General features: G+C 49.9%; 17 protein-coding genes. 11 read left to right on the top strand and 6 right to left on the bottom strand.

All coding sequences use genetic code 11. The features are described from left to right. Window positions 1-38 precede the first annotated feature (38 nt). The 4 genes from QUW60_RS08620 to QUW60_RS08605 all read right to left on the bottom strand — a co-directional run bounded on the left by QUW60_RS08620 (window position 39) and on the right by QUW60_RS08605 (window position 3,458). Entirely contained in the window at window positions 39-509 is a 471-nt protein-coding gene (locus QUW60_RS08620; protein ID WP_289559862.1) for a DUF456 domain-containing protein, read from the bottom strand. Between the two features lie 4 nt (window positions 510-513). Next, complete coding sequence (locus tag QUW60_RS08615) at window positions 514-1,353, bottom strand: GIN domain-containing protein (RefSeq protein WP_289559860.1); 840 nt, start codon at window positions 1,351-1,353, stop codon at window positions 514-516. A 14-nt stretch (window positions 1,354-1,367) separates the two neighbouring features. Continuing rightward, window positions 1,368-2,447 (bottom strand): linear amide C-N hydrolase, encoded by a 1,080-nt coding sequence (locus tag QUW60_RS08610; protein WP_434736859.1) that lies wholly within the window; start codon window positions 2,445-2,447, stop codon window positions 1,368-1,370. Window positions 2,448-2,552: 105 nt separating this feature from the next. Continuing rightward, a complete protein-coding gene (locus tag QUW60_RS08605) occupies window positions 2,553-3,458 on the bottom strand; it encodes a helix-turn-helix transcriptional regulator (RefSeq protein ID WP_289559858.1) in 906 nt (301 codons plus the stop codon). A gap of 156 nt (window positions 3,459-3,614) precedes the next feature. Here QUW60_RS08605 and QUW60_RS08600 point away from each other — a divergent pair, with 156 nt between their 5' ends. The 9 genes from QUW60_RS08600 to QUW60_RS08560 all read left to right on the top strand — a co-directional run bounded on the left by QUW60_RS08600 (window position 3,615) and on the right by QUW60_RS08560 (window position 13,738). Then, window positions 3,615-4,868, top strand: a complete 1,254-nt coding sequence (locus QUW60_RS08600) for a TolC family protein (RefSeq protein ID WP_289559856.1) — start codon at window positions 3,615-3,617, stop codon at window positions 4,866-4,868. A gap of 48 nt (window positions 4,869-4,916) precedes the next feature. Then, window positions 4,917-5,807, top strand: coding sequence for an HlyD family secretion protein (locus QUW60_RS08595; RefSeq protein WP_434736858.1), 891 nt, complete (start codon window positions 4,917-4,919; stop codon window positions 5,805-5,807). A 4-nt stretch (window positions 5,808-5,811) separates the two neighbouring features. Further along, window positions 5,812-7,266 carry an ATP-binding cassette domain-containing protein gene (locus QUW60_RS08590; protein WP_258337947.1) on the top strand — a complete coding sequence of 485 codons (1,455 nt, stop codon included), beginning with the start codon at window positions 5,812-5,814 and terminating at the stop codon, window positions 7,264-7,266. An 18-nt stretch (window positions 7,267-7,284) separates the two neighbouring features. Beyond that, the gene (locus tag QUW60_RS08585) at window positions 7,285-8,373 is read left to right on the top strand and encodes an ABC transporter permease (RefSeq protein WP_258337946.1); all 1,089 of its coding nucleotides are present in this window, start codon (window positions 7,285-7,287) and stop codon (window positions 8,371-8,373) included. Window positions 8,374-8,393: 20 nt separating this feature from the next. Beyond that, window positions 8,394-9,452 (top strand): ABC transporter permease, encoded by a 1,059-nt coding sequence (locus QUW60_RS08580; RefSeq protein ID WP_289559920.1) that lies wholly within the window; start codon window positions 8,394-8,396, stop codon window positions 9,450-9,452. A 376-nt stretch (window positions 9,453-9,828) separates the two neighbouring features. Further along, window positions 9,829-11,472, top strand: a complete 1,644-nt coding sequence (locus QUW60_RS08575; protein ID WP_289559854.1) for a M64 family metallopeptidase — start codon at window positions 9,829-9,831, stop codon at window positions 11,470-11,472. A 91-nt stretch (window positions 11,473-11,563) separates the two neighbouring features. Then, entirely contained in the window at window positions 11,564-12,736 is a 1,173-nt protein-coding gene (locus QUW60_RS08570; protein ID WP_258337944.1) for an iron-containing alcohol dehydrogenase, read from the top strand. A 118-nt stretch (window positions 12,737-12,854) separates the two neighbouring features. Further along, complete coding sequence (locus QUW60_RS08565; protein ID WP_258337943.1) at window positions 12,855-13,139, top strand: lysine exporter LysO family protein; 285 nt, start codon at window positions 12,855-12,857, stop codon at window positions 13,137-13,139. Next, entirely contained in the window at window positions 13,136-13,738 is a 603-nt protein-coding gene (locus tag QUW60_RS08560; protein ID WP_258337942.1) for a LysO family transporter, read from the top strand. Before QUW60_RS08565 ends, QUW60_RS08560 begins: the two co-directional genes overlap by 4 nt. 92 nt (window positions 13,739-13,830) lie before the next feature. Here QUW60_RS08560 and QUW60_RS08555 read toward each other — a convergent pair whose 3' ends face one another. Then, complete coding sequence (locus QUW60_RS08555; protein WP_258337941.1) at window positions 13,831-15,114, bottom strand: O-acetylhomoserine aminocarboxypropyltransferase/cysteine synthase family protein; 1,284 nt, start codon at window positions 15,112-15,114, stop codon at window positions 13,831-13,833. 140 nt (window positions 15,115-15,254) lie between these two features. On the opposite strand from QUW60_RS08555, the gene QUW60_RS08550 reads away from it, so the two are divergent. Next, on the top strand, window positions 15,255-15,701 hold the full coding sequence (locus QUW60_RS08550; RefSeq protein ID WP_353479566.1) for an acyl-CoA thioesterase: 447 nt from the start codon (window positions 15,255-15,257) through the stop codon (window positions 15,699-15,701). Here QUW60_RS08550 and QUW60_RS08545 read toward each other — a convergent pair. After that, a complete protein-coding gene (locus QUW60_RS08545) occupies window positions 15,698-16,525 on the bottom strand; it encodes an outer membrane protein assembly factor BamD (RefSeq protein WP_289559849.1) in 828 nt (275 codons plus the stop codon). The two genes, QUW60_RS08550 and QUW60_RS08545, sit on opposite strands and share 4 nt — an antisense overlap. A gap of 174 nt (window positions 16,526-16,699) precedes the next feature. Between QUW60_RS08545 and QUW60_RS08540 the strand changes: the two genes are divergently transcribed. Then, entirely contained in the window at window positions 16,700-18,148 is a 1,449-nt protein-coding gene (locus QUW60_RS08540) for a CCA tRNA nucleotidyltransferase (RefSeq protein WP_289559839.1), read from the top strand. The last annotated feature ends 87 nt before the right edge of the window (window positions 18,149-18,235 follow it).

The raw sequence follows: 18,235 nt of genomic DNA, 5'->3' as shown, positions 1-18,235 counted from the left end.
AGTCTGCGCCAATAAAAAAACTCTCACCGTCAGACGGCTCAAAACGCAGCAATAAACTGCCAGATGAAATAGCCGCAAAGCATAAGTTTCACGATTGTGCCGAAAAGAAAACCAAGCAACGAACCTAAGCCCGACTTCAACGCATACTTCAAATCCTTGTCACCCAACAGTTCGCCGGCCACCGCTCCAAGAAAAGGTCCCAAGACAATTCCCCAAGGCGAGAAAAACAAACCGACTACTGTTCCTATCACACATCCCCAGCTTCCCCATTTCGTTCCGCCGGCATATTTGCTGCCCAGCATCGGTATCACGTAATCAAGCACCTGGACCAGCACAACCAATACCGCCCAGACAATCAGTTGAGTGGGCGTAAACTGGATACGGTCGGTAAGATGGAACAGTATCATTCCTACATACGCAATCGGCGGTCCGGGAAGAACCGGAAGCACAGTTCCCAGAATTGCGGTTATCAAACAGATAACGCCCAATATGATCAGAAGAATATCCATAACATCAGTCCCTGTCAATGTGTTTTCCTTCTTTCCTCACCTGCTTCGGGTTGCCCGCATAGCTGATATCTCCGCTCCCTCTATTCACAGCATCCAGACTTTCGGACGCATGGCAACTGATGTCGCCGGAGCCGTTGTTTTCCGCTGTCACATCCACAGCTCTCAGATTTTCCGCATCAATGTCGCCCGAAGCATTGTTCATAAGCCGCACGGTCCGGCAACGGCCTTCTACCTCACAGTCGCCCGAAGCATTCACTTCCAGATTGGCCCGCGTACAATCCAGCCTTTTAATATTAAGATCCCCACTGGCATTGACCATACCATCCGCCCTGTCGCATTTTACGCTTTGAATCTGAATGTCACCGCTGGCATTCACTTCCGCCTTCAGTGACTGGCAGACAACGGACGACAGATCAATGTCGCCGCTGGCATTCACATGCAATATGACAGCCCGGTTCGTATGCAGTCCGCCCGGAATGCTGATATCTCCCGAAGCGTTCGTTTCAAAAACCGTAGCAGAAGGAGCATAGACTTTCACCTTGCAGCGGTTTTCACCCCGAAAGGAAACAGAACGCTTGTATCCTACCGTCAATGTGCCGCCCGATTCTTCGACCAGCACCTCGGGCAGGACATTATCAGAGGCAAAGATTTCCGCATAAGGCTTTCCCTTTGTCTGGTAATACTCCACATCAACGGACGAAACAAGCATAATGGTTTTCACATCACCAAGATGTCTTTTTTCTGTCACATAACTGCGGCTCGGATATATCACTTTAACCGAAGCCGTACAACCGACGGTGCAGAACAGTCCGCCCGCCAGCAAAAACAAGAACCAACGTTTCATTTTTCTATAGTATTTCATAAAACATCAATAATCGGCTGACGCTTAACCATATCCAAAGGCACAGCCTTATACCCGACCTTCGAGAAATCAATTCCTTTCAGGTCAATGCGGCGTATGGCACTGTTATGCATGGTACGGAAATAGATGACACGATGAGTCACATCCGTAGCAGATGTCCATTGAGTGGCACTCGGTATATCGGCCGCCACTTCTCCAGCGGCTGTTTCTATACCGACAGGGATGTCAAAATTATTCAATATCTGAAAGCACTGCAAAACAGCGTCTTCACCGGTTTTCTGCAACGGAGCTGTCGACTGGTAAAATGCTGCACGGACAAAACGTGACGGAGGCGTCACATCACCCGGAATTCCGAGAAATCCGCTTCCGGCACCGAATGACTTCAGGCTCAAGTTTCCCAGACGTTGAGCCGGAGCCGTGCCCGGAAAAAGGTTGACATAATTATTGAGATTGGTCAGCTGCCACTCAAAATCCGGCGAATTGGTCAGCACGCCAAGCTTGTTCTCATAAAAACGGCACTTGCCGTCAACAATTTCCAATACCAGTTGCCTTCCGGATGGCTCGGCAAAGCGCCAGTGTACGGTAGAAGCACGCGGATCAATGGCAACTACACGGACATCACCGACAGCCTTTTTCACTTCGTCCACGGTAGCACACGTGGCCAATATATAAGAAACAAGTTGAAGATCCGCAACGCTTTCCGCCTTCTCAGACTCATCGTATGCTACATATCCGCCGTAACCGGGGAAATAGAACAGCCCGGCCGAAAGTCCCGCTTCGTTCAGTCCTTCCGCCACAAACTCCTTTTGCTCTACAGCAAGTCCCACATAGCCGTAACGGGCTGAAAACTTCTTTCCGCCTGCCACACCTCCGGGGATATATGACTGCTGCACATATCCGCGCGGAACGATCACATACTGACTGTTCAAATCGCTTCCTCCCCATTCAATGGTGCGGGCTACCACACGGCTGCTGTCAGATGCCGCAAGCGAAATGCCTGTACAGGCTGCAATGTTGCCGGCCGGCAAAAATACAGCCAACGCGCCGAGCATTCCCAAAATCATTTTCTTTTTCATATGCTATATAATATAATGTATGCTGATAACATGCCATTCGCTATCTGTTCCGAATATACATAATAAAAATGACTTTGACCAGAAAAAGTTCATTAAACAGCAAAATCACCTGCGTCCTTGTCTGTACTGGTTCGGAGTCTTCCCGGTCATGCGCCGGAAGAACTTGCAGAAAAACGAAGGGTTCGGAAAATACAATTCATCAGCAATCTGATACACCAGCTTATCCGTATGACAAAGCATCAGTTTCGCCTCAAGCAACACCGCATCATTCACCCAATCCATCACCGTGCGCCCGCTGGTTTCACGGATCAGCGTACACAAATAACGGGGAGTGACATACAGTTTTCCTGCATAAAACGACACATTCCTTTCACTCACGGCATAACGGTTGACCAGACTGATAAAACGGGCGAACAGCTGCTCCTGCCGGGTAGTCCGCTTCACTTCTTTCTGCCCCTTTCCCTGGAAACACTCAATCTGACGGAACAGAACAGAAATCAAAGCCTGCATCGTTTCACGGGACAAAGGCTCATCATGCAGCACATCCCACATCAACTGGAATATGCTTTCCAGACGATGCTCCGACTTTGCATCAAGGGCAAGCTGCATGTTCACCCTCCCTTGGATATAGGCTGAAAGCAGGTTCTCTTTCTGCCAGCCTTCCATGAAACCGGAAGAAAAGGCAAGCATCGTCAAATCACAATCGGGAGAATATTCCACAAACTCTAGCACTGCTCCAGGCGAAACGACCCGCAACTGATGGGCGTCAAGCCTTGCCTCTATCAGATTCATGCGTACACGCACATAACCCGAACGCATATACACAATGCGTCCTTCGGTCAGCCTGTAAGGCTGTTCGGGAACAAAAATCTTTTCAGTGATATCAGACATGCCTTTCACAGAAAGGACCAATCCAAAGTCCGAGGAAATGTAACGCTCCACATTATAAGGAATCATCTGCAGCTCTATCACTTGTTGAAGCCCTAAGTCACGCAATTCTTTCCTTCTCATATTTTCCATACTTATTGCATGCAAAGATAATAATCTGCCTTGCTTATTAAGGGATTTATTCGTAAATTCGGACAATCGGAACATACAGAGCAAATTCCAGGACCTTTGCATAACTCCGGAAACACTACCTTTGCATTAAACAAAAGAATGAAAGCTATGAAACGATTTCTCACACTGCTGTTTTGCCTTCAGGGACTGACACATGCGTTTGCCCAACTGACTCTGGAACAATGCCGGCAGGACGCACAAGCCAATTATCCGCTGGTCCGCCAGTACAGACTGATCGAAATGTCGGAAGAATACAGCCTTTCAAATGCCGCCAAAGGAAACCTTCCGCAGATTTCACTCGGAGGAAAAGCTACATATCAGAGTGATGCGACTACCTTGCCGTTCGAGGTGCCAGACATTGACTTCCACGGAGTGTCGAAAGACCAGTATCAGGTAACGGTGGAAATAAGCCAGAACATTTGGGACGGAGGAGAAATAAAAAACAGAAAGAAACAGACTGAAGCCGCCACCGATGAAGCATTAAAGCAAACGGACGTAAGCATGTATGCACTCAACGAAAGGGTAAACCAAGTGTTCTTCGGCATTCTGCTGATCGACGAACAGCTCAAGCAAAACCGTTTGCTGAGCGACGACCTTGAACGGAACTTACGCAATGTAACCGCCTACAGGGACAACGGGATAGCGAACGATGCAGACATCGATGCCGTAAAGGTGGAAATCCTGCAAACAGACCAACAGCGCATCAAGCTGAACAACAGCCGGAAGGCGTATCTGCAAATGCTGGCTATGCTTACCGGAAAAGAATTAGGAAACGACACGCAACTGGCTGTGCCCGAAACGCCGGAACCGAATGCCGGCGAACTGATCAATCGTCCCGAACTGGCTTTATATGCAGCACAAGGACATACGATTGATGTAGAACGGCAGCGGCTGCGCACCGGATTCATGCCTAAGTTCAGCCTGTTCGCCCAAGGAGGATACGGCAATCCCGGACTGAACATGCTGGAAGACAAATTCTCGCCTTATTATATTGTAGGTGCCCGCATGAACTGGAACTTCGGAAGTCTTTATACACTGAAGGACGACAAACGCAAACTGGAAACACGCAGAAAACAAATCGCAAACGACCGTGAACTGTTTCTCTTCAACACCCGGCTGAAACTGACCGAGGAGAAAGGGAACATAGCCACACTGCAACGCCAGATGGAAAGCGACGAAGAAATCGTGAAGCTGCGCACCAATATCCGCAAGGCTTCCGAAGCGAAAGTGGCCAACGGCACAATGTCCGTTACCGACATGCTCCGTGAACTGACGCGCGAGAGCCTGGCGAAGCAAGATCTGGCAGTCCGCAAAATCGAACTGCTGAAAGCGCAATACGAGCTCAAGCATCTGACAAACTGACAAACCAACCTTTTTTGAAAAAGAACCATACCTAAATATTGAACTGTTATGAAACGCATCCAGCTATTTTTTCTGGCAAGCATGTTGGCAGCAACCGCCTGCCAGTCTGACCAAGATTACGACGCGACCGGTACGTTTGAGGCAACCGAAATCATCGTATCAGCAGAAAACAACGGAAAACTCTTCTTCCTCAATGCGGAAGAAGGGCGCATACTGAAACAGGGAGAAGAAGTGGGAGTTATTGATACCGTGCAGCTTCATCTGAAAAAACTGCAACTGACAGCCAGCCGGAAATCGGTGGACAGCCAACGGCCCGACATACGCAAGCAGATAGCTGCCACCAAAGAACAGATCGCTACAGCCGAACGCGAAAGACTAAGAGTGAAAAAGCTGCTGGAAGCAAACGCGGCAAACCGCAAACAGCTGGACGACTGGGATTCCCAACTGGCTGTGCTGAACAGGCAGTTGGAAGCCCAACTGTCCACGCTGCACAACAGCACGGCGAGCCTGAACGAACAAAGCTCTTCCGTAGCCATACAAGTGACGCAAATCGAGGACCAGCTCAAGAAATGCCACATCCTGTCACCGATTGACGGTACGATACTCGCCAAATACGCCGAACCGGGCGAACTGGCATCAGTCGGGAAACCGCTGTTTAAGATAGCCGACATGCAGCATGTGTTTTTACGCGCATACGTCACTTCCACCCAGCTTGAAAAAATAAAAATTGGAGCAAAAGCAAAGGTCTTTGCCGATTTCGGCGACAAGCAGCGAAAAGAATACGAAGGCACGGTTTCATGGATTGCCGACGAAGCGGAGTTTACCCCCAAAACCATTCTGACTGACGATGAAAGGGCAAACCAGGTGTATGCCGTGAAAATCGCGGTAAGAAACGACGGCGTCATCAAACTGGGAATGTACGGAGAAGTAAAGTTTTAACGGCATGGACAGTCCTTTCATCCTCGAAACAAGCCACCTGTATAAAAGCTACGGCAATACAGCAGCCCTGACCGACGTTTCACTCAGCGTGCGGAAAGGAGAGATTTTCGGCCTCATCGGTCCGGACGGGTCAGGCAAGACCACCCTGTTCCGGATACTGACCACCCTGATAAAGGCGGACAAAGGGAAAGCTGCTGTGAACGGATTCGACATAACGGACAATTACAAGCAGATACGCAGAAGTGTCGGCTATATGCCCGGACGTTTCTCTCTGTATCAAGACCTCACCGTAGAAGAAAACCTGAACTTCTTCGCCACGGTATTTCAGACAACCGTTGAAGAGAACTACGGGCAAATCCGGGAGATTTATGAGCAGATAGCTCCATTTCGCGACCGCCGTGCCGGTGCCTTATCGGGAGGTATGAAGCAGAAGCTGGCTCTCTGCTGCGCATTGGTGCACAACCCGGAGATTCTGTTCCTTGATGAACCTACAACCGGCGTGGACCCGGTTTCAAGAAAAGAATTCTGGCAGATGCTCAAACGTCTGAAACAACGGGGAGTGACCATCGTGGTATCCACGCCGTTCATGGACGAGGCCCGGCAGTGCGACCGGATTGCCTTTATCCGCGAAGGAAGCATACAGGGAACCGACGCACCGGAAATCATTCTCGAACGTTTCAAAGAAATACTCTGTCCGCCCGGACTCTCAAGGAAACAAGATCCGGAAGGCAGGCCGGCCGTTATCCGCGTGGAAAAACTGGTGAAAAGGTTCGGCAATTTTACAGCCGTAGACCATATTTCGTTTGAGGTGAAGCAAGGAGAAATATTCGGCTTCTTAGGAGCCAACGGCGCCGGAAAGACAACAGCCATGCGCATTCTTTGCGGACTGAGCGTCCCGACCGAAGGCAGAGCCGAAGTGCTGGGCTATGATGTCGGCACGCAAAGCGAAGAGGTCAAGAAGCACATCGGATATATGAGCCAGAAATTTTCTCTCTACGAAGATTTGACCGTAGAAGAAAACCTCCGTCTGTTCGGAGGCATTTATGGCATACCGGACAAAGAAATCAGAAAACGGGCGGATGAAACGCTCCAGCGCATCGGACTGGACGAAAGCCGGAAAGCGCTGGTGAAAGATCTCCCGCTGGGATGGAAACAGAGGCTTGCCTTTTCCGTAGCGATATTCCACCGCCCGCAGCTCGTTTTTCTTGACGAACCGACTGGAGGAGTAGACCCTGCCACACGCCGGCAGTTCTGGGAACTGATCTATCAGGCAGCCGATCAGGGCATCACGATTTTCGTCACGACACACTACATGGACGAAGCCGAATATTGCGGAAGGATTTCCATGATGGTAGACGGACAAATCAAGGCGCTTGACACTCCCCAAGCCTTACAAGCCCGTTTCCAGGCAAGCAACATGGACGAAGTGTTCCAGAAACTGGCAAGGAAACAGAAATAAACAGCAAAAACACGAAAGATGAAACAGTTTCTCGCTTTTGTCATAAAGGAATTCCACCACATCCTGCGCGACCGCCGCACGATGCTGATTCTCATAGGGATGCCCATCGTACAGATCATACTGTTCGGATTTGCCATCTCTACCGAAGTAAAAAACGTGAAGACGGCAGTGCTGGCTCCTTCCGTCGACTCAGACACCCGGCGCATCATCGACCACCTGGACGCAAGCGAATATTTTGAGGTGCGCTACAGAGTCTATTCAATGAAGGAAGTCGAAGAGCTGTTCCTGCGCAACCGGATAGACCTTGCGGTCATTTTCCCGAGCGACATGAACCGGATGCGCTTTGACTCCGAATCAATCCAGCTGATAGCCGACGCGACAGACCCTAACCAGGCGATAACCCGAAGTTCATATGCGCAAGGAGTCATCGCATCGGCCCAGTCTGTCATCCGGCAGTCCGGCGGCCTGAAGCTGTCAACCAAACTGCTGTATAACCCTCAGATGAAGAGCGCATACAATTTTGTGCCCGGAGTGATGGGACTTATTCTGATGCTGATATGCGCCATGATGACTTCCATCTCGATTGTACGGGAAAAGGAAACCGGCACGATGGAAGTGCTGCTGGTATCTCCGATGAATCCGCTGTTTGTCATCCTCTCGAAAGCTGTACCCTACTTTGTGCTGTCGGTCGTGAATCTGACCACCATCCTGCTGCTTTCAGTCTTCGTGCTGCATGTGCCTGTCGCAGGAAACCTGGGAGCGTTATTGGGCGTATCGCTGCTCTTCATCTTCGTGTCCCTGGCTTTGGGACTGCTCATCTCCTGCATCGTGCGGACTCAAGTAGCGGCCATGCTTCTGTCGGGCATGGTCATGATGATTCCCACCATCGTGCTGTCCGGCATCATCTTCCCGATAGAAAGCATGCCAGCCATACTGCAAGCCATTTCCTGCCTGATTCCGGCACGATGGTATGTTGACATTGTACGGAAGCTCATGATCGAAGGAGTACCGTTCGGCTACGTCTGGCAAGAAACCTGCATACTTCTGGCCATGGGCATCGCGCTGACAGTTCTCACCGCACGCAAATTCAACAACCGCCTGGACTAAAAGAAAGGAGAACGACTATGATGTTACGCTATCTGATAGAAAAAGAATTCCGCCAACTGAAACGCAACAGCTTTCTGCCGAAACTGATTCTGGTATTTCCGTGCATGATCATGCTGGTTCTTCCATGGGCCGCTACGCTCGAAATAGAAGATTTGCGCATCGCCTTGATCGACCACGACCGCAGTACGACATCCGAACGGCTGACGCACCGGATTGAAGCGTCACGCTACTTTGTTCTGACTGGTTTTCCTTCCACTTACAGGGAAGGCATAGAACTGATAGAGAAAGACAAGGCAGACATACTTCTCGAAATCCCGCGCGACTTTGAGAAAGACATCATAAACGGCCGCGACGCCTCTGCACTGATTGCAGTGAATGCTGTAAACGGAACCAAAGGCGGACTGGGAAATGTCTATCTCACCCAGATTCTGCAGTCGCAGCCATCCCAAAGTTCCGTGCGCTACCTTTTCAACCCCCACCTGGAATACAAAGTGTTTATGGTTCCGGCAATGATGACGATGGTGCTTGTCCTGCTGTGCGGGTTTCTTCCGGCACTAAACGTTGTGGGCGAAAAAGAAGCAGGAACAATCGAACAGATCAATGTCACCCCCGTCAGCCGTTTCACCTTTATTCTGGCAAAGCTCCTGCCCTACTGGCTGATCGGGTTCATCGTCCTGAGCCTGTGCATGGCGCTGGCGTGGGCGGTTTACGGCCTGACACCGGCAGGCAACCTGCTGAACATCTATCTCGCCGCTCTGGTGTTCATCTTTGTGGTTTCGGGGCTGGGGCTCGTCATATCCAACTATTCCGCCACCATGCAGCAGGCCATGTTCGTTATGTGGTTCTGCATGCTGATCTTCATTCTGATGAGCGGCCTTTTCACCCCCATCAGCAGTATGCCTGAATGGGCACAGGTCATCACATACGCCAATCCGCTGCGCCATTTCATGGAAGTCATGCGCATGGTTTATCTGAAAGGAAGCGGTCTGACGGACATCCTGCCCCAACTCGGCATACTCTCCGCATTTGCCGTAACTTTTTACGGGTGGGCTATCATAAGCTACAAGAAACAGCAATGAGCACGCAACATCACTCTCCTTTCGTGACTACAATCCGGAGCGGCCGCGGCCAAGGCTCCGGATTTTTTTCGCTTCCGCCCATCTGTTTTCCCGTCCGGCCCGCCATTTTTTCACGAATCCGGGATACATTCTACGTTCCACGTTGTGGAATGCATGTTCCACATTGTGGAATATACGTTCCCAAACGTGGAATGCACATTCCATACTTTGAAACATAAAACATGCGGCCACACACGCGATTTGGCTTGAGGGAGAAAGCAGAATCCGAATAAAAGCTCCCGAATCCGGCCGACGCATTTTTTTATCAAACAGCAGTCAAAAGCATTCCGCAATTCACGAATATTTCCTACATTTGGGCAGACTTAATTATACGACAATGAAATACCTGCATTCTGCCATCCAGCTTATTGCTATCGCTATTGCCATAGCATTCACTTCATGCTCCGAAGACGACGTAAAACCCGAATTTTCTTTCAGCATCACGGAAGATATCGTATTGGCATCGGAAGCCGGCTCCCTGTCCACAATCAGCTTTACCAGCGAACTCAACTGGCAAGCCGAGGTTTCAGCCGACTGGCTGACCATTTCGGCGACAGAGGGCACCGCCGGAACAAACGCGATCACCATCATGGCCCTCACGGAAAACGACTCGGATGAAAGCCGCATTGCTTCACTGATACTGACTTCGGAAGGACTCAGCCGGACAATTACCATAAGGCAGGAAACTTCCGACTACGTGCACTTGACGCAAAACGTATATCAGATAGACTCGGAAGGCGGCGAGCTGAACATCGAATTCTCCACGTCCATCAGTGCCGACAAACTGATGATTATCGGCAACAGTTCATGGATCAACCAAGATTCCGATTCACGCGCGCTCACCCAATACACATTGACATTGAATGTCGACCCGAACCCGGCAGTGCAGAGCCGCGTCTGCTCATTATACTTTGTAAAAGAAGAAAGCAGGCAGCAGATAATCCTGGCCACGATCGCCATCATCCAGGAAGGAAGCACCGGAAGCGAGTCAACCGACTATTCTGAAGACGGAAAGGTAAAGACGCTGCAGTCGGCAACAATAGGGAACGGGATTCCTATCGTGCTGATGGGCGACGGCTTCATTGATGCGGAGATAAGCAACGGGACTTACGACCAGACCATGGAAAAGGCCTACGAGAATCTTTTCACGGAAGAACCTTTCACATCGCTGAAGGAATATTTTGACGTGTATACGGTAACCGCCGTTTCAAAAAACAATATCTTCGGGAGCGGCTATGAAACAGCCTTCGGATGCAGCCTGGAAGGGGGCGGGAGCACGCTCATCACAGGCGAAAGCTTTGCAGTCATCAGCTATACGCACTGTGTCAAGGACATCGATTATGACAAGGTTCTCGCTGTAGTCATTCTGAACACAAACCAATATGCCGGAACTACCTATTACGGCTTCACCAACCCTGATATGACGGATTTCGCCATCGCTTACTGCCCGGTGATAGACAGCCTTGAAAGCGAGCATTTCAGAGAAGTGCTTGTTCATGAAGCCGTAGGGCACGGATTCGCAAAACTCGAAGATGAATACGCTTACAGCAATTCGATCCCGAAGGCAGAAAAAGAACAGATCCAGAACCTCCAGTCGCAATACGGATGGGCGCAGAATGTGGACTTCACAGACGATAGAAGCGAGGTGCTCTGGCATCAGTTCCTTGAAAACGAAAACTACGGCGATGAGGGACTGGGTATCTTTGAAGGTGCCTGCACGTATGCTTACGGTGCCTACCGCCCCACAGAAAACAGCATGATGAACGAAAACAACGCCGGATTCAACGCGCCGTCACGAAAAGCGATCTATGACCGGGTGATGAAAGACGGCACAGACACTTCGCCCGACTTCGACACATTCGTGACTTTTGACCTGCAGACCAAACAGTCGCGGCAACGTGCCGTATCCAGCCGGACAATCTCGGGCGGCAAGCCTTTCGCGCGTCCGCGTTTCGTCGGCAAACCGCTCTCGGCCAAGTAATGGGAGGTATCATTATTTTTAACACTATTCACCACGGTTTATGCGTTTCTTTTCGTACATTTGAATAAACAAACTTTAAACATTAAGCATTATGAACACAAATCCGGTATTCAGTTTGTACATCCCGACACGCATCGTGTTCGGATGCGGAGAAATAAAGAGGCTGGCAACGGAAAAGCTCCCCGGAAAGAAAGCTTTGATTGTCATCTCTTCAGGCACATCCATGAAAAAATACGGTTACCTGGACAAGGTCATCGAACTGCTGAAAGAGAATGAAACCGAATCGGTTGTTTTCAACAAGATACTTCCCAATCCCACCAAAAAGCATGTCATGGAGGCGGCAGCGCTCTGCAAGGACGAAAAATGCGACTTCATAGTCGGACTGGGCGGAGGAAGCAGCATCGATTCGGCAAAAGCCATAGCCGTGATGGCATGCAATCCGGGCGACTATTGGGACTATATACCTGCCGGCACAGGGAAAGGACGGCCGGTCAGCAAAGCGCTGCCCGTTGTAGCCATTCCCACAACCGCCGGAACCGGAACGGAAGCTGACCCTTGGAGCGTCATCACCAACGAAGACACAAAAGAGAAAATCGGATTCGGCAGCGAACTGACCTACCCCGCCCTGTCAATCATCGATCCGGAGCTGATGCTTTCCATACCTCCGCACCTTACGGCATATCAAGGATTCGACGCTTTCTTCCACGCAGCAGAAGGCTTCATCGCCAACTGCTCGACACCGATAAGCGATCTGTATGCCCTGGAAGCCATCCGCCTGCTATACAAATACCTGCCTGTAGCCGTAGCTGACGGGCGCAACATAAAAGCGCGCGCCAAAGTGGCTTGGGCAAGCACGCTGGCAGGACTGGTTGAATCAACCTCAAGCTGCACGTCGGAACATTCCATGGAGCACGCCATGAGTGCTTATTATCCGCAACTGCCTCATGGAGCCGGCCTCATCGCTATCAGCGAAGCTTACTTCGAAACATTCCGGAACGACTGCATGAAACGCTACATGAAGATGGCGGAAGTGATGACCCAGCTGAAGAGCAACCGCCCGAGCGATTTCATCGATGCGCTGGTACGCATGCAGAAGGAATGCAAAGTACACGAGCTGAAGCTCAGCGACTGGGGAATCAAAATGGAAGACTTCCCCAAGATGGTACAGAACGCAAGGGATACGATGGGAGCACTCTTCACGCTCGACCCGCGTCCGCTGACGGATGAGGAGGTTTTGAACATCTACCAAAAGTCGTTTAAGTAATCTCAGATTTTACGATCTCAACAAAAACGCAGAAACACAAAGCCAAAGCTTCGGGAATGAAGATTGTGCGGCGGGTGTTTCTGTGTTTTTGTACATGCACCATTCAACGCTATAAGAAATGTTTACAGTCATCGGATTCATGCTCGGGGGGATGTGCCTCGGTTTCTTGCTCCGCAACCGTCAGCTGCCGCAACTCAACCGAATCATTACAGTGCTCATCTGGATACTGCTGTTCCTGCTCGGAATAGAAGTGGGAGAAAATGAAAAAATCATACAAGGCCTGGGCACATTGGGCATCGAAGCGTTTGTCATTACAGTGGCAGCCGTAGCAGGAAGCTGCATCGCAGCCAAAATACTATGGGCCCGGCTTAACAAAACAAGGAAAAAAGAATCTGCGAAATGAAAGGAAGCCTGATTATTGTCGGATTTTTCACAATCGGGGTACTGGCCGGACTTTTCCATCTATGCCCCATAGACATAACCCAAAGCGACATCAGTTTCTATGCGCTTTGCGCACTGATGTTCAGCGTAGGGCTCAGCGTAGGAAACAACCCGCAGACGCTCAACAACTTCCGTTCGCTCAACCCACGGCTTGCCTTCCTTCCGATCATGACGATACTCGGCACACTGGCTGCCTCTGCACTGACAAGCCTGATTCTGCCGGAACGGAGTGCGGCCGACTGTATGGCAATCGGTTCGGGATTCGGCTACTACTCTTTATCCAGCATCTTCATCACCGAATACAAAGGGCCGGAACTGGGCACCGTAGCCTTGCTTTCAAACATCATGCGCGAAATGATAACTTTGCTCTGCGCTCCGCTACTGGTGCGCTGGTTCGGCAACCTGGCTCCCATATCTGCCGGAGGAGCTACAACAATGGACACCACACTCCCCATCATTACCCGCAGCGCCGGGCAAGAGTTTGTTGTCGTGTCGATTTTTCACGGCTTTCTGGTTGATTTCAGCGTCCCGTTTCTGGTAACATTTTTCTGCTCATTCTGAAAAACAAAGCACGAAGTCACAGAGTTTCTGTCATTTCACCTCTCTGTGAACCTCGTGCTTTACTTTCCATTCTGGACAAACCCGGACAGCAACTATATCTGCTCCATAGCCTGCTCCAGGTCAGCTATAATATCATTCACATTCTCAATGCCTACCGACAGACGAATCAGGTCGGGAGCCACGCCGGCCTCAATCAGCTGTTCGTCCGAAAGCTGGCGGTGTGTATGGCTGGCAGGATGAAGCACACAAGTACGCGCGTCTGCCACATGAGTCACAATGCAAATCATCTTCAGGTGGTCCATAAACCGGATGGCATCCTCTCGGGTTCCCTGAAGGCCGAATGCTATTACGCCGCATGAACCGTTAGGCATATATTTCTGGGCAAGCGCATAATATTTGTTGCTCTTCAGTCCACTATAATGCACCCATTTCACTTTCGGATTGGCTTCCAGCCATTCGGCAACCTTCTGCGCATTTTCACAATGACGCTGCATGCGCAGATGCAACGTTTCCAGCCCCAGATTCAGCAGGAACGAATTTTCGGGTGACTGAATCGAACCGAGGTCACGCATCAGCTGAGCGGTAGCTTTAGTCAGATAAGCCATCTTGCCAAACGCTTTGGTATAAGTAAGCCCATGATACGACTCATCAGGACGAGTCAGTCCCGGGAACTTGTCCGCATAAGCCTCCCAGTCAAAATTTCCGCTGTCAACAACAGCACCTCCCACGCAAGTGGCATGTCCGTCCATATATTTGGTCGTTGAATGCGTCACGATATCTGCCCCCCACTCAAACGGACGGCAATTGATTGGTGTGGCAAACGTATTGTCCACAATCAGAGGCACTCCGTGCTTGTGCGCAATCCGTGCAAACTTCTCAATATCCAGCACATTGATGCTCGGATTGGAAATCGTTTCACCAAACAGACACTTCGTGTTTTCACGGAAAGCCTTGTCAATTTCCTCTTCAGGAGCATCCGCATCAACAAACGTACAATCGATGCCCAGCTTCTTCATTGTCACGGCAAACAAATTGAATGTGCCGCCGTAAATGGTCGAAGAACAGACAAAGTGCCCGCCCGCCTCACAGATATTAAACACCGCATAGAAATTGGCGGCCTGCCCCGACGAAGTAAGCATTGCGCCTATGCCTCCTTCAAGCGCCGCTATTTTGGAGGCTACCGCATCGTTCGTAGGATTCTGCAGACGGGTATAAAAATATCCGCTGTCTTCCAGATCAAACAAACGTGCCATCTGTTCGCTGCTGTCGTATTTGAATGTGGTGCTCTGATAAATGGGCAACACACGAGGCTCACCGTTTTTGGGAGTCCAACCGCCCTGCACGCAGAGCGTTTCTTTGCTAAATTTATGTTCCATATTTAAAACTGTTTTTGAACTTTCATCAGATAATGACAGACAAAAGTAAAAAAATATCCATCAACGCTGGCATTTTTCAACAAAAAAGATATATATTTGGAAAATATAAAAACCGAAAAGCACTAACAAAAAGTTATACTATGGAACAAGATGTCCAATTTAAGCACGTAACCCCCGTTCAGATCCGGTTCAGCGATGTGGATCAGTACGGACATATGAACAACTCCGTCTATTTTTCACTTTACGATCTGGCAAAGACTTCCTATTTCCGGGAAGTGTTCGGAGAGAAAGAATGGCAGGATTTCAGCGTGGTTGTGGCCAACATAAACGCAGACTTTCTGGCTCCCGTATTCTTTTCCGACAAGCTGATTATAGAAACTGCCGTAATTCATTTGGGGCACAAGAGCTTCACGCTCCTCCAGCGCGCCATCAACCAGGCCAGCGGCGTGCTGAAATGCCAATGCCGTACCGTACTTGTCGGCTACGACATCGCGACAAAAGAACCCGTAGATATTCCTTTAAGCTACAAGAAAGCCATCTGCGCCTTCGAGGGGAAAACGCTTGACGAACTTTCTGCGCCGCTTTAATCACCAGCGGCGCTTTCCTGCATCTTTCGGGTAACGAAGCGGATTTTCAGGTTCGCTTCTTTCTGCTCTTTCTTTATCTCCTCAATACTTGACAATACCCGCGCCAGACCGCTCAACTCGGCAATGGCTTTGATGTCATTGGCATACATCGTGGTGGTATAGCTGCGGTCGCCTATAAACTCCAGACGCATGGATTTCTTGTCACTGTTGGCCGCAATGAAAGCAATCACACCTCCGTCACTGCCCTGTTTGTAATCAGCCTTCTCGACGGGTCTTCCCAAATCGGTTGTTTCGTAACTGTCGCTCGAAGGAGGAGTTTGCGCGAAATTATCTCCCACACTCACCTTTACAGCCGTATGATGAATGTTGCCCCCGGCACAATAAATGGAAGTTAACGACATTTCACCCGCTTCACTGACCTGGCCGCGAAGAAAAGTCCGCCCGATATTCTTCTCTACCACCTGCGTAGGATAAAAATAGTTGCCTACTTCCTGATAGGCCGTATCCTTTTCCAATACAAATTTTCCGACAATCGAATCAAGTGAAGCCTTCTTGACGGCCATCATGCTGTCGAGATAGGCCAGCGTCTTCCGCTGTTCTGCCAGATCAACCTGCTGCATAAGCCTGATGCCGGCCTTTCTCGCCTCGAAAGCTTTCGGATAAAGATTGCGTATGCTGTCAATCTGCAATTTGGCCTGACTGTAGTTGCCTCCGGCATACGATGCCTCGGCGCGCCTGTACAGCGCATCAGCTTTTTTCTCATCGCTGCCGCAGCCCGCCAGCATCAGAGCCAACGGCAAAACCAATAAACATGTCTTTCTCATATAATCCAGCCTTTATATATCAAGCAAAAATACAAATTTTCAGCAAAAACCGAACAAACATCAGACAAAATCATTCAAAAGCATTTCTGTTTCTCGCGCTCCATTGAACACCTGCGGCTTCCACCTTTCAAAAAAAATGTCTAACTTTGCAGCCCGAATTCAAAAGACAGACAGATGGAACTTAAAGAACACTTTACGGACAAAATATTCAAACTGATATCTGAAACTGCCGATGAGCTGCAACTGGAATGCTACATCGTGGGAGGGTACGTGCGCGACATTTTTCTCAACCGCCCGTCCAAAGATATTGACATTGTGGTGGTGGGCAGCGGAATCAGCATGGCGCAGGCTTTCGGCCAGAAGCTGGGACGTGGAGCCAAAGTGTCTGTCTTCAAAAACTTCGGAACAGCGCAGGTAAAATACCGGGACACGGAAGTGGAATTTGTAGGAGCGCGCAAAGAATCATACAGCCACGACAGCCGGAAGCCGGTGGTAGAGAACGGAACACTGGAAGACGACCAGAACCGGAGAGACTTCACCATCAACGCCATGGCTGTATGCATGAACAAGGCGCGTTTTGGCGAACTTGCAGATCCGTTCAACGGACTCAAGGATTTGAAGGAACGCACCATCCGCACGCCGCTCGACCCGGACATCACTTTCAGCGACGATCCGCTGCGGATGATGCGCTGCATCCGTTTTGCCACCCAACTGAACTTCTATATCGATGACGAAACATTCAATGCGCTTGAACGCAACAAAGAGCGCATCAAAATCATCTCGCGCGAACGGATAGCCGACGAACTGAACAAAATCCTGCTTTCTCCCATTCCTTCAAAAGGATTCATCGACCTGGACCGCTGCGGCCTGCTGGAACTTATCTTCCCTGAATTTGTTGCGCTGCAAGGCGTAGAGATACGCAACGGACGGGCTCACAAAGACAACTTCTACCACACGCTGGAAGTGGTGGACAATATCGCAAAAGTAAGCAACGACTTATGGCTGCGATGGGCCACTCTCCTCCACGACATCGGAAAACCACGCACCAAACGCTGGGATCCGAAAAACGGATGGACGTTCCACAACCATAACTTCATCGGAGAGAAAATGGTTCCCGAACTCTTCCGCAAGATGAAACTCCCGATGAACGAGAAAATGAAATACGTGCAGAAACTGGTAGGGCTTCACATGCGTCCGATTGTAATTGCCGATGAGGAAGTGACCGACTCGGCCGTACGACGCCTGCTTTTCGAGGCCGGAGATGACATTGACGACCTGATGATGCTGTGCGAAGCAGATATCACATCAAAAAACGAGGCACGCAAACAACGTTTCCTCGACAACTTCAGGCTGGTGCGCCAGAAACTCAAGGACCTTGAAGAAAAAGACCGCATCCGCAACTTCCAGCCGCCAGTAGACGGGAGTGAAATCATGCATGTGTTCAACCTGCAGCCTTGCCGGGAGATCGGAAGCCTGAAAAGTTCCATTAAAGATGCGATACTTGACGGAGTAATACCCAACGAGCATGACGCCGCCTTCAATTACATGCTGGAGAAAGCAAAAAAAATGGGTCTGACACCCGTGAATCTTCCGGATCCGAAGCCGAAGAAATCAGACGAATAAGTCATAAGAAGTTTGTTCAATATTTCAAAACAAGAAAATCATTATAAATTACAGTTACCCAAATAACCGTCATACAGCATACTACAA

This window comes from Bacteroides gallinaceum, from assembly GCF_030373775.1.
GTDB classification, from domain to species: Bacteria; Bacteroidota; Bacteroidia; order Bacteroidales; family Bacteroidaceae; genus Phocaeicola; species Phocaeicola excrementipullorum.
The sequence above is the reverse complement of the archived record's forward strand: the minus strand, read 5'-3'. Positions and strand labels throughout refer to the sequence as shown.